At 66.5% G+C, this 12,098-nt stretch carries 14 protein-coding genes; 6 read left to right on the top strand and 8 right to left on the bottom strand.

Translation table 11 applies throughout. From position 1 onward, the window contains the following. The first annotated feature begins 12 nt into the window (after window positions 1–12). The 6 genes from WAQ08_RS19780 to WAQ08_RS19805 all read left to right on the top strand — a co-directional run bounded on the left by WAQ08_RS19780 (window position 13) and on the right by WAQ08_RS19805 (window position 2,814). Complete coding sequence (locus WAQ08_RS19780; RefSeq protein ID WP_422194063.1) at window positions 13–408, top strand: hypothetical protein; 396 nt, start codon at window positions 13–15, stop codon at window positions 406–408. Between the two features lie 77 nt (window positions 409–485). Beyond that, window positions 486–782, top strand: coding sequence for a DUF305 domain-containing protein (locus WAQ08_RS19785; protein ID WP_422194065.1), 297 nt, complete (start codon window positions 486–488; stop codon window positions 780–782). Between the two features lie 83 nt (window positions 783–865). Further along, window positions 866–1,723 (top strand): hypothetical protein, encoded by an 858-nt coding sequence (locus tag WAQ08_RS19790; protein ID WP_422194067.1) that lies wholly within the window; start codon window positions 866–868, stop codon window positions 1,721–1,723. Then, window positions 1,674–2,096, top strand: a complete 423-nt coding sequence (locus tag WAQ08_RS19795) for a hypothetical protein (RefSeq protein ID WP_422194069.1) — start codon at window positions 1,674–1,676, stop codon at window positions 2,094–2,096. Before WAQ08_RS19790 ends, WAQ08_RS19795 begins: the two co-directional genes overlap by 50 nt. A 25-nt stretch (window positions 2,097–2,121) precedes the next feature. Continuing rightward, the gene (locus WAQ08_RS19800; RefSeq protein ID WP_422194070.1) at window positions 2,122–2,397 is read left to right on the top strand and encodes a CpXC domain-containing protein; all 276 of its coding nucleotides are present in this window, start codon (window positions 2,122–2,124) and stop codon (window positions 2,395–2,397) included. A 60-nt stretch (window positions 2,398–2,457) separates the two neighbouring features. Beyond that, on the top strand, window positions 2,458–2,814 hold the full coding sequence (locus WAQ08_RS19805; protein WP_422194072.1) for a hypothetical protein: 357 nt from the start codon (window positions 2,458–2,460) through the stop codon (window positions 2,812–2,814). 13 nt (window positions 2,815–2,827) lie between these two features. On the opposite strand, the gene hemH is transcribed toward WAQ08_RS19805, so the two are convergent. The 8 genes from hemH to WAQ08_RS19845 form a co-directional block, all read right to left on the bottom strand. Continuing rightward, complete coding sequence (gene hemH / locus WAQ08_RS19810) at window positions 2,828–3,925, bottom strand: ferrochelatase (RefSeq protein ID WP_422194074.1); 1,098 nt, start codon at window positions 3,923–3,925, stop codon at window positions 2,828–2,830. Further along, window positions 3,922–6,783, bottom strand: coding sequence for an ATP-binding protein (locus tag WAQ08_RS19815; protein WP_422194075.1), 2,862 nt, complete (start codon window positions 6,781–6,783; stop codon window positions 3,922–3,924). The genes hemH and WAQ08_RS19815 overlap by 4 nt, the downstream gene beginning before the upstream one ends. Window positions 6,784–6,849: 66 nt before the next feature. Continuing rightward, a complete protein-coding gene (locus WAQ08_RS19820; protein WP_422194077.1) occupies window positions 6,850–7,785 on the bottom strand; it encodes an FHA domain-containing protein in 936 nt (311 codons plus the stop codon). Window positions 7,786–7,879: 94 nt separating this feature from the next. After that, window positions 7,880–8,725, bottom strand: coding sequence for an IclR family transcriptional regulator (locus tag WAQ08_RS19825; protein ID WP_422194079.1), 846 nt, complete (start codon window positions 8,723–8,725; stop codon window positions 7,880–7,882). 73 nt (window positions 8,726–8,798) lie between these two features. Continuing rightward, entirely contained in the window at window positions 8,799–9,545 is a 747-nt protein-coding gene (locus tag WAQ08_RS19830) for an ABC transporter ATP-binding protein (RefSeq protein WP_422194081.1), read from the bottom strand. Next, complete coding sequence (locus WAQ08_RS19835) at window positions 9,538–10,254, bottom strand: ABC transporter ATP-binding protein (RefSeq protein ID WP_422194083.1); 717 nt, start codon at window positions 10,252–10,254, stop codon at window positions 9,538–9,540. Before WAQ08_RS19835 ends, WAQ08_RS19830 begins: the two co-directional genes overlap by 8 nt. Beyond that, entirely contained in the window at window positions 10,241–11,209 is a 969-nt protein-coding gene (locus WAQ08_RS19840; RefSeq protein ID WP_422194085.1) for a branched-chain amino acid ABC transporter permease, read from the bottom strand. The genes WAQ08_RS19835 and WAQ08_RS19840 overlap by 14 nt, the downstream gene beginning before the upstream one ends. A 4-nt stretch (window positions 11,210–11,213) precedes the next feature. Further along, complete coding sequence (locus WAQ08_RS19845; RefSeq protein WP_422194087.1) at window positions 11,214–12,086, bottom strand: branched-chain amino acid ABC transporter permease; 873 nt, start codon at window positions 12,084–12,086, stop codon at window positions 11,214–11,216. Window positions 12,087–12,098 lie beyond the last annotated feature (12 nt).

Raw genomic sequence — 12,098 nt, forward strand, 5'->3', positions numbered from 1 at the left:
CTGGGAGCCCTCATGCTGTCGGCCCTGCCACGCGCCATCAAAGCCGTGGGTGTCTTCTCCATCCTGTCTGGCGCCCTGAGCGGCTGGGCTCTGTCCAAGGATGCATCCGACATGAACACCGACCGACCGCGCCCCCACAAGATTCCGCAACCGCCGCAGTCCACACTGGACTTGCAGGATCATGTGAGCAGCCTGCGCCTGAAGGCCAGCATCGGCTACACCGGTGATGCCGACAAGGACTTTGCCGCACTGCTGGCCGTGCAGCGCGGCACCCTGGTCAGCCTGGCCAGGATCGAGCTGGCCCACGGCACCGATGCCGAACTGCGCGCGGTGGCGCAACGAGTCGTGGATGCAGCACCCGCGCAAGAGGCTGCATTGAAGGCATGGCGGGCTCGCCACGTGGATTGATGCGCCATGGTCAAGCCACACATTCCCTCTCCTTTGGCGCCGTGACGGGCGCTGCTCTTTCCTAGGACGGATTCATCATGAGCATCGACAGGCTGCGTCCCAACAAGATTCCTCAACCGCCTCAGTCAACGCTGGACCTGCAGCGCCACGTGCAGCGCCTGAGTCTGAGCATGAGCATCGGCTACACCGGCGATGCCGACAAGGATTTCGCGTCCTTGCTGGCGGTGCAGCGCGAGGCCCTGGTCGAGCTGGCCCACATCGGGTTGGCGCATGCCACCGACGCTGAACTGCGTGCGATGGCCCAGCGGATCGTGGATGCGGCGCCCGCAGAGGAGGCCGCGCTGAAGGCCTGGCAGGCCCGGCACCCGGATTGAGGCATCCGGCTAAAAACCAGACAAGGAAGGTGACACATGAGTGCCGACATCAAGCGTGCATGGCTGGCCGATGTGCTGGGGGGTTGAACTCGACGGCGCCGAGTCAACGCAGAAGGGCGGCGCGCAGCGACAGAAAATCGGCTTGGACACCCTGGGGGAGGCTCTTGCAGAGCGCCACCGAGTTCGTGTCCAAGCTGTTTTCTGCCCCTGAGGTCGCGGAGGTCCAGAAGCAGCTCCGCGGCGAAGTCGACACCCTGGAGAAGCTGGGCCTGGGGACGGACCGTCTCAAGTTCGATTGGGCGGACCAGGAGCAGGCCCTCGTCGATGCGGCCAAGCTTACCGACGCCTCGGGGTGCGATGCCGCTGTCAAGCGCGCCCGCAAGCGGCTCGAGCAATTGCGCGATCATGCCCAGGCTTTGGCCCAGGCCACGAAGAAGGTCATGGGCGACGCGAAGGGCACGCCCGACGATGCACAGAAATCCACCATCTACCAGAAGGCGCTCAAGGAGCGCTATGGGTTGAAGATCGAGGTGCCCAAGGGCATGTCGAACACCCACTTCGACCGCGTCTTCGACATGATGGGCGCGGTTCCCCGTGATCAGACCAAGCACCGCAAGCTCAAGAAGCTGAGCTACACGGACGACAAGAACTGGAAAGGCAGTGGGGCGTATGGGGGCGCGGAGATCCTGATGGGGGATTTCGGCAATGCCAAGGGCACGGAAAACTACGAGGTCGATGGCAAGAAGGTGCCGGCGAATTCCTTCGATGTCACCACGCTGCACGAGATGGGGCATGCATCTGGACGATGCCAAAAAGATCATGGACAAGCATGGTGCCAAGTCCGGATGCGGCGGTTGGAAGCGCGAGAGCGTCGCCACCATCGCCGACGCCATGCTGGCCCATTTCAAGAAGGCGAACAATGTCGGCAAGGCGCTGACTGACGATATGGTGCTGGAAGCGATCCGGGAAGAGCTGGAGGGCACGGTGCCGGTCATGCCCAATGGCGTCGCCCCCTCGGACTGGAAGCTGGTCATCGACTACCTGAAGCTGGTGACGGAGCGATCGCGCGGCAGTTACAGCCCCTGGTTCGAGAACACCGCGGTCAATGTCGGAGGGCGCGCCTACGTCGAGTCCTATGACAACGAGTGGTGGAGTTACGAGCATGCCTCTCGAGCCCCGACCCGCGTCAACAACTACCAGTGGCGCTCACCCGCCGAATGGTTCGCCGAGGTCTATGCCATCACCTGGCTGAAAAAAGTGAAGCCGCCCGCCGCCGTGGATGCCTCGGTTGCAGCGTTCATGTGGCAGGGCTGAGGCCCGCCCCGACACGAGGATCGACATGTCCATCTTTCACCATGTTCAGGCCGCCTGCGGCCATTGCGGCCAGCGCAACGATGTGGCGCGCACCGCCAGCGTCAATGCCGGCCGCCGGCCGGACCTGCGCGCCGCCATCCTGGATGGTAGTTTCCAGCGCGAAACCTGCGTCAGTTGCGGCACGGTGCTGCGCCTGCCGCCTCACCTGACCTACATCGACATGGCGCGGGGGCAGTGGTTCCTGGTCGAATCGGCTGAGGCGATTACGCAGTGGCAGGCCGCCGAGCAGGCCGCACGCTAGACGCATGACCGCGCCTTCGGTAGCCGGGCTGCACCGCATGCTCGCGAGCTGGGCAAGACGTTGCGCGCGCGCCTGGTGCTGGGCTGGACTGCGCTGCGCGAGCAGCTGTGGTGCGATGAGCTCGGGCTGAACGACATCACGCTGGAGTTGCTGAAGCTGGACCTGCTCGGCGACATGGAGTCCGCACTGCTGGCCGACCAGACCGAGCTGCGCCTGGTGGCCGGTGATGCCGAGACGCTGCGCTTCGACTGGGTCGAGTTGGCCACCGAGCGGCCCCTAGAGGGCGTGGAGGTGCCGCGCAGTGCCTATGACGAGCTGATGGTGCAGGCGGATGACTGGGCTGACCTGCGGGCCCGCTTTGACGAGGCCTTGTTGGTCGACTGGCGGCGCCTGACCTTCGAGGCCACGCCGGCCTGACGCCTTGGCGCGCTCAGCGCCTGGCGCCCAGTGCCTTCGCCCGCTGCTGTGTGGCCTGCAGATCGCCCTCGGTCAACTGCTCGATGACCTTGGTCGGCCAGCCCTGCAGGTGCTGCTCGCACAGGCCTGCCAGGGCGCGCATCCACTCCGGCCTGTCGTTCAGGCAGGGGATGTAGTGGAACGCTTTGCCGCCGCTGCTCAGGAAGGCCTGCTGGCCTTCCATGGCAATTTCTTCCAGCGTCTCGATGCAGTCGGACACGAAGGCCGGGCAGATCACATCGACACGCCCCGTGCCCGCCTTGCCCAGTTCACGCAGCGTAGGTTCGGTATAGGGCTGCAGCCACTTGGCCCGACCGAACCGGCTCTGGAAGCTCACCACCACGCGCTCGGCCGGCAGGTTCAGGCGCTGCGCCAGCAGGCGGGCCGTCTTGTGGCACTCGCAGTGATACGGGTCACCCAGGTGCAGCGTGCGCTCAGGCATGCCGTGAAAGCTCATCAGGAGCTTGTCGCCCTGGCCTTCGCGCTGCCAGTAGGCGCGCACGCTGTCGGCCAGCGCGGCGATGTAGCGCTCGTCGTCATGGAAGTGGTTGATGAAGCGCAGTTCGGGGAGGTGGCGTGTGCGCCTGGCCCAGGCGAAGACATCGTCCATCGCGCTGGCGGTGGTGGCACCACTGTACTGCGGGTACAGGGGCACGACCAGCACGCGGCGAACGCCTTCGGCCTTGAAGGCATCGAGCGCGCTGGCGATGGCGGGCTGGCCATAGCGCATGGCCCACTTCACGCTGAGGCGGTGGCCTCGCTCGCCCAGGTAGCCCTGCAGCAAGGTGCCTTGCTTGGCCGTCCAGGTGCGCAGCGGCGAGCCTTCCGGTGTCCAGATGCTGGCGTACTTGGTGGCCGACTGCTTGGGGCGTGTGCGCAGGATGATCCCGTGCAAGATGGGCTTCCATACCGCCCGCGGGATTTCGACCACGCGCGGATCGCTCAGGAACTGGCCCAGGTAGCGGCGCAGTGCCGGTGCCGTCGGAGCGTCAGGCGTGCCCAGGTTCACGACCAGCACGCCGGTGCCGGGGCGCTGTCGGTGGTCGAACGTGGGCTCTGGCGCGAAGCTCATGCGGCGTCCGGGCGTCCCTGGTGGGCCAGGCGCAGCAGCTCCGCGGTCACGTGCTCGATGTCGATGGGCTTGGTCCAGTAGCCGACGAAGCCTTCCTCATGGGCGCGCTGGATGTCCTCAGGCAGGGCATCGGCGGAGCACATGTAGGCAGGCACATCGGCCAGGCCTGGCAGCGTGCGCAAGGCCTTGAGCACTTCGAAGCCGCTCATGCCGGGCAGGTGGGCATCGATCACCAGCACTTCGGGTTGGTGTTCGCGGGCCACGGTCAGGGCCATCTGCCCATCTTCGGCCACTTCAAGCCACAGCTCGGGGTAGGGGCGCAGGGCTTCCTGGAAGAGCAGGGCATTGATCCGGTTGTCTTCCACGTACACCACGCGCAAGGGCGCATCGGCTGTACAGGCATGCGTGGTGGCCGAGGCCTGGGTGGGCTCGGCCGTGGTGTTTGCGGTGATCGGGGCACCGATGGGTGCGGTGTCTTTGTTGTCGGTCATCTCTTGGCCATCGTCCGCCACAGGCAGCGTCACGTAGACGCGGGTGCCTGCACCGGTTTGACTGCGTATTTCCAGCTGTCCCCCCATCGCTTCCGTGAGGGAACGTGTGATGATAAGCCCCAGTCCCGTGCCCTCGATCTGGGATGTGTCCTGCCCCAGACGTTCGAAGGGTTGAAACAGGCGCGCCAGTTGCTCGGCCTTGAGGCCGGGGCCGGTGTCTTCCACGCACAGCGTGTGCTGGCCGGCCGCATGCGCGGGTGACAGGCTCAGCCGCACCACGCCGTGGGTTCGGTTGTACTTGATGGCATTGGACATGAGGTTGCTCAGCACCTGCTGCAGCCGCAGCTTGTCTGCCCAGACGCGCACGGACGCGTCCACCTGATCGTCGATCAGCACCTGGTAGCGGCTGGCCAGCGGGGCGAGCATGGCTGTGCATTGGCGCACTGCGTCGTCCAGCGGCACGGCCTCGCGGGAGATTCTGATGGCGCCGGCCTCGATCTGCTGCAGGTCCAGGACATCGTCCACCAACTCGCTGAGCAGTTCGGTGCTCAGCTGGATCTGGTGCAGGTATTCGGCGCTGTCGCTGGAGGCCTCGCCCGCGGGCTGGCGTTGCACCAGCAGTTGCGTGAAGCCGCGGATGGCATTGAGCGGGGTGCGGACCTCATGGCTCATGCGCGATAGGAACTCGCTCTTGGCGCGGTTGGCGGCCTCGGCGATCTGCTTGTCGCGCAGGGCTCGCTCGGCCTGCTTGAGCACGGTGATGTCGGAGTGGGTGCCCACGATGCGCTGGGGGCGGCCGTCCGGCGCGTGCTGCACGACCTTGCCGCGCGACAGGATCCACACGTAGTGGCCATCCTTGTGGCGCATGCGGAACTCGGCGTGGAAGATGCCGCGGCCCGTGTGGCAGTAGTCGATGAAGCTGGAGAACACCTGCTGGCGGTCGTCCGGATGCACTCGGCTGACCCATTCGTTGGGCAGATTGCCGATCTCGTCGTTCGCAAAGCCGATCATCGACTTCCAGCGGGGAGCCAGGAACACCTCGGCGCGGCCGATTTCCCAATCCCAGACGCCATCGCCATTGCCCTCCAGCGCGAACTTCCAGCGCTCCTCGCTCTGGGCCAGGGCTTCTTTCTGGGCGTGCAGGTTCTTGCGGTCGTTGTAGGCGTGGGTGATGTCGGTCGAGAAGTAGGCGATGGAGCCATCAGGCAGGCGCACATCCCGGCACAGCGCCACCAGATCGCCCATGTGCAGCACGACGGGTTCGGTGCCGTTGACCACGTTCAGGCGCCATTGGTAGAAGTCGTCCTCGCGCCCGACGGCATCGCGGTAGTGGCCTCGCGCGATGCGCTGGCGCAGCAACTCGGGCCAGGGGGGCAGGGTGCTGATGTCCTGGATGCCGGTTCTGGTGCGCCAGTGCTTGTTGGCATAGATCACGCGCCCTTGCGGATTGGCGATCATGACGCCGGCGTGGAAGCTGTCGAAGGCCTGGCGCAGCAGTTGTTCGTCCTGGCGCACCTGGTTGTCGATCGCCAATTGGCGCGTGACATTGCGGCTGGCGCCCCGGTAGCCCATGAACTGGCCGCGGCTGTCGAACACCGGCGTACCGCTGATGCTCACGGCAATGCGGCCGCGGGGCGTGTCGCGCTCGGCGATGGCATCGCTGAAGGGTTCGCGGCGCTTGCAGGCCTGCAGGTAGCGCTCCCAGGATGCCTGGGTGGCATCGGTGCGCGGGCTGTAGAAGTCGCTTGCCTGCATGCCCAGTTCGGCCATCGGGTCGATGCCGGTGTGGCGCAGCAGGCCTGATGACACCCACTGGATGCACCCGTCCTTGTCGGTTTCCCACAGCCAGTCGCTGCCGGCCATGCTGGCGGTGCGCACACGGGCTTCCTGGCGGCGAAACCGAAGGGCCGTGAGTTCCGCCTGGATCAGCGAGGCTGCTGCCAGCGCGGTGTCACGCAGGGCCGCACGGGCATCGGTGTCGAACGCTCGGGGCTCGCGGTCCATCACGTACACGGTGCCCAGCGGCATGCCTTCGACCACGATGGCCATGCCGGCATAGAAGCGCCAGACGATCTCTGCGCTGTCTTGGGGGGGCAGGGTGGCGATGTATACATCGGTGCTGGCCAGCGCGCGGTCGCAGAAGGAGCCTTCACGACCGAGGTGGCGCTGGCTGAGCCCATGGCGGGCCAGGGCGAACAGGCGGTGGGCATCGACCAGGTTGATCGCGGCGACGGGGCAGCCGGTCTGGCGGGCCGCCATGCGGGCCAGCGCGTCGAAGGCGGCAGAGCCTTCGCTGTCGAGCAGGCGCGTCGATTGCAGCAGCGCCAGGCGATCAGCTTCCGTGTAGAGGCGCGCGGCGGTCGTCATGATGCTGGCTTCGTCGCGTCTGAATGGCTCACTCTAGCGCACAGAAGTCGGAGCCTGTCGCGGGGTTTACCACTGTGGCATGGTGTCCGAGAAACTCAGAACCTCGAAGTGGATGCTCGTGGCGCTGGGGTCGTGCGGCGGCGAGCCCAGGGTGATGATGCCGCTGCCATGCAGGGTGCAGGTGCTGCGCCGCAGGGACAGGGCGTCTTGGTCGTGATCGAACTTCACGTAGGAGCCGTTGTAGCTCAGGTCGGTCAGGTAGAAGTGGCCGCTGTGGCCTTCGATGCGGGCGTGCGAACGCGACACGCGTGAATCGCCCACGCAGAAAGAGGCCTGGGGGCTGCGCCCCAGCACCACCGGCATGTTGGCGGAGGCGAACACGCGCTCCTGCTGCTGCCAGGTCAGGCGAATGCCGTCGGGTAGGTCGGTGCCGGGGGCGGACATCTCCAGCGTGGAGACGGTGTCGCCGAAGCGCACGCTTTCCATGCGCAGCACGGCCACCGGATCGGCGCGGCCGCGCAGGTGCATGCGGTCCAGGCTGCGAAAGCGCTCCTGGTGATCAGGGGTTAGGCGGTTGGTGAGCGGGCCGGTGGCCAGGGTCTCGTTGTCGCCGGCCAGGTCGAGCACGCGGGCGGCCACGTTGACGGCGTCGCCGAAGCAGTCGCCATCGACCTCGACGATCTCGCCGAAGGCCATCGCGACCTTGAGTTTGAGCGCGGGCGCCTTGGAAGGCAGGCCATCGGGCACGGGGGCGATGCGTTCAAGCGAATCGTGCAGGCCGGCGGCGGCCTCGACGGCGCGCTCGGGGTCGTCGAACACGGCCATCAGGCCATCGCCCAGGCTCTTGACCACGGTGCCGCCCCCACGCGCGATGATCTGACCGAGCATGGTCAGACTGTGGGTCACCACGGTGGCGGCTTCCGTGTTGCCCAGACGCAGGTAGAGCGCCGTGCTGCCGCGCAAGTCCGCGAACAGGACGACACGTTCTTTGGTGGTGCCCATTCGCCTATCTTCGCCTCAGGCAGGGTCATTCGGCGTGAAAAAATACACGCCTTTCAGGGCTTAATGCGGTGCTTGATGGGGCTCAAGCCCCGGCTCAGGCTGCCGACAGGCGTTCGGCGATGCGGATCATCTGCGGGCGAACGGTGTCCATCAAATGCTCCCTGGAGACGATGAAAGCCGGGCCGCCGCAGTTCAGCGACATCAGCATGCGGGATTCGCGGGCATAGAAGGCCACTGCGATCGCATTGACATCGGGCTGCCAGTCGCCGAAGGAGCAGCACACGCCCAGGGTGCGGTGCTCTTCCGTGGAGCGTTCGATGCCGCGGCGCACATTGGGCCAGGCGTACTCGTCGTACTCGCGGGCGCGCTCCATGATCTCGTGGCGCTCGGCCTCGCCGCAGCGGGCCAGGTAGGCCCTGCCCATGGCGGTGGTGGCCAGCGGGATGCGCGATCCGACATCCAGGCTCAGGGTGAGCGCGGCATCGCTGCGGCAGTTCTCGACGTAGATCATGCTCAGGCGATCACGCGTGCCCAGGGACACCATGGTCTGCGTGCTGTCGGCCAACTGCTGCATCAGCGGGCGGGCGATCTGGCGCACGTCCATGCGCGAGAGCATCACGCTGCCGAGCGACAGGGTGGCCGAACCCAGGCGGTAGCGGCCCAGTTCCGGATCGTGCTCCAGGTAACCCAGCTTGGTCAGCGTGTAGGTCAGGCGCGAGATGGTGGATTTGGGCAGGCCGCAGCGGCGGGCCAGCTCCTGGTTGCCCAACAGCTTGTCGCGCGAGCGGAAACAGCTCAGCACTTCCAGGCCGCGGGCCAGGGCGGTCACGAAGTGGCGGTCTTCCTTGGTGTTGCCGGAGGACGCGGCGGTGTCGTCGTCCAGCACCTCTGCCTCGGCGGTGGATTCGGGCACGGGGTCGATCATCGTGATGTCGTTCATTATTGGATGCTCCCTGTATGGTGCCACGCCAGGCGGCACCGACAGGCCGTCACGAGGGGGGGTAGGCCCCTGTTCAGGCGGGTTGGCCGCTGGATTCGGGCTCGCTGGCCTCGCGTGTGTCGCGTGCGAAGTACAGGTCGTGCAGCTTGGCCAGGTCCACCTGGTCGGCCGCCTGGTCGAAGATGACCTTGCCGCCGCGCATCAGGTACACACGGTCGGCCACCGACAGGGCCATGCGTGTGTTCTGTTCGACCAGCAGCATGGTCACGCCTTCCTTCTTGAGCGCACGGATGATGGCGAAGATATCCTGCGTCATCACCGGCGACAGACCCAGCGAGGGCTCGTCGATCAGCAGCACGCGGGGTTCGGCCATCAGGCCGCGGCCCATGGCCAGCATCTGCGCCTCGCCGCCGGAGAGGGCGCCGGCCATCTGGCGGCGGCGCTCTTTCAGGCGCGGAAACAGGCCATAGATGCGCTCCATGTTGCTGTCCAGGCGCGGGCGGCGCGAGCCGGGGAAGGCGCCCATGGCCAGGTTCTCTTCCACCGTCATGTCCTTGAAGATCATGCGGCCCTCGGGGATCATGGCCAGGCCCTGCTCGGGCAGGGACCAGGTGGGCTGGCGCGCGATCGATTGGCCCGAGAGGCGGATGTCGCCGCCCGTCACGGGCACCAGACCCATGATGGCGCGCAGCAGCGTGGTCTTGCCCGCGCCGTTGGGGCCGACCACCACGGTCAGGCTGCCGGTCTGCGCCTTGAGCGACAGATCCCACAGCACGTTGATGGCGCCATAGCCGGCGCGCAGTTGGTCGACTTCAAGCATGGGTGGCTTCTCCGGTGTAGCTGGCGATCACGTCGGGGTGGTCGAAGACTTCGCGTGGCGTGCCGTCGGCCAGCAGGGCGCCGAAGTTCAGCACCACCACGCGCTGACACAGCGAGGAGATGGTCTCGATGTCGTGCTCCACGATCACGATGCCGATCTTGAACTGCTGGTGCAGCTCGCGCAGCTTGGTCATGAACAGGCGCTTGCCGCTGGTCTCCAGGCCGGCCAGCACTTCGTCGAGCAGCAGCATCTTGGGCTCGGTGGCCAAGGCCTTGGCCACTTCCAGGCGCTTGAGCTCCTGCAGGGCCAGGTCGGTGGCGGCGTGGCGCTCGGCCGCGTGATCGAGCTCCAGCAAGTTCAGGATCTCGTCGATGCGGCGCTCATCGACCTTGCCGGCGCCGAAGCGCTGGGCCACCACCAGGTTCTCGCGCACCGTCAGCTCGTGCATGGGCTGCGGGATCTGGAAGGTGCGGCCCAGGCCGATGCGGGCGCGGCGGTACAGGGGCTGGCGAACGATGTCTTCGCCGTTGAACAACACGCGGCCGGTGGTCGGGCGCACCAGGCCCGAGATCACGTTGAACAGCGTGGTCTTGCCGGCGCCGTTGGGGCCGACCAGGCCCACGATCTGCTGGCCCTCGATCTTCAGGCTCACATCATTGACGGCGGTGAGGCCGCCAAAGCGCACGGTGACGTTGTCAAGCTGCAGCATGGGCGCCTCCCTTGTTGTCTGCCTTGTGCTTACGGCGCAACGCGGGCAGCAGACCATCCGGTGCGAACAGGATCATGGCGCCGAGCAGCACGCCCAGCACGATGTGGTGGCCGGTGGGCAGCCAGTTCTTGAACAGCAGCTGGTCAACCAGGTAGATGGCGATCGCGCCCAGAGCCGGGCCCCACACGGTACGGTAGCCGCCGAAGATGGCCGCCACGATGGGCAGCACGCTCCACGAACCGCTGAAGGCGTAATCCGGCTCCAGGAAGTTGATGGTGTGCGCGTTGAAGGCGCCCATCACCCCGGTCATGAAGGCCGACACCAGCAGCATCATCGACTTCAGCCCCGTGCTGTTGACGCCGACCACGCGGGTGGCATCTTCGCTGTCGTGCATGGCGCGCAGGGCCGTGCCGTAGTGGCTGCGGCGGATGGCAGCGTACACGGCCACGAAGGCCAGCACCAGCAGCACGACCACGGTGTACTGCCCGACGCGGACGGACAGGTCCAGCCCGAAGATCGTGGGAAGCACCGGGATGGACGAGACGCCGCCGGCGCCGCCGGTGAAGTCCTTCCACTCCGTCACGATGATCTTGAAGATGTGCGCGTAGGCCAGGATCGCCAAGGCGAAGTACGGGCCCGACAGGCGCAGCGCCGGCATCATCAGGACGGCCGAGAACATGCTGACCAGGCCGGCGATCGGCATGGCCACCAGCACGGGCAGGCCGGCCTTCATTGTCAGCAGCGCCGAGGCATAGGCCCCCACGCCGAAGAAGGCCGCGTGCCCGAAGCTCACCATGCCGCCCAGGTTGCCCAGCAGGGCCCAGGCCACGGCGATGCCCGACACGACCAGGCCGGCCACGAACAGGCTCATCACATAGTTGTTGCCGCCCCAGAGCAGGGGCACGGCCACCAGCACGGCGGCCAGCGCCGCCATCCATACTTGGTTCTTCTTCATGGGGTCAACCTCTGCGCTTGCTCGCGCCGAACAGCCCGTTGGGCATCACGAACAGCACCAGCAGGAACAGCACCATGCCGGCCAGTTCCTGCAGGGCCGAGCTCAGCAGCGTCACGGTCAGTGCTTCGGTCAGACCCAGCAGCAGGGCCGCGACCAGCACGCCGGGCACCGAGCCCACGCCGGCCAGCACCGTGATGATGAAAGCCTTCACCGTGAGCGTGTGGCCCAGCGAGGGCTGGATCACGCTGCTGCAGTAGATGGCCACGCCCGCGAAGGCAGCCAGCGCGGCCGCCACCAGGAAAGACGTCAGCTCGGTGCGGGTGGGCGAGATGCCCATCAGCTTGGCCGCATCGCGGTTGGACGACACCGCACGCACGGCGCGGCCATACCAGCTGCGCGACAGCCACAGGCCCAGCACGATCACCAGCCCCAGGCTGATGACGAAGGCGCCCGTTTCGCTGACCATGCTGAACACCGGGCCGATCTGCACGGCATCCTGCAGGGTGGCGTTGGCGGTGGAGCGCACGTCGCTGGACCAGATCAGCAGCACTGCGTTCGTGAGGATGGTGCCGATGGCGAAGGTGAGCATCAGCGAGTTGAGTTCCCGGTTGCGCTTGATGCGCCCAACCAGGAAGTACACCGCCGTGGCCACCGCGCCCACCACCACCAAAGCGATGGGGATGGACCACAGCGGGTTGAGCTCGGTCCGGCTCTCGAAGGCGTACGCCACATAGGCACCGAGCAGCACCAACTCGCCGTGGGCGAGGTTGATGATGCGCATCGTGCCGAAGGTGAGCGCCAGCCCGAGGCCGATCAGGGCGTACACCCCGCCGACCAGCAGGCCCGAATAGAGCGCTTGCAGAATCAGTTCCAGCATGGAGGCTCCTAA

Origin of the sequence: Aquabacterium sp. (assembly GCF_049274795.1) — a bacterium.
Taxonomy (GTDB): Bacteria; Pseudomonadota; Gammaproteobacteria; order Burkholderiales; family Burkholderiaceae_C; genus Aquabacterium.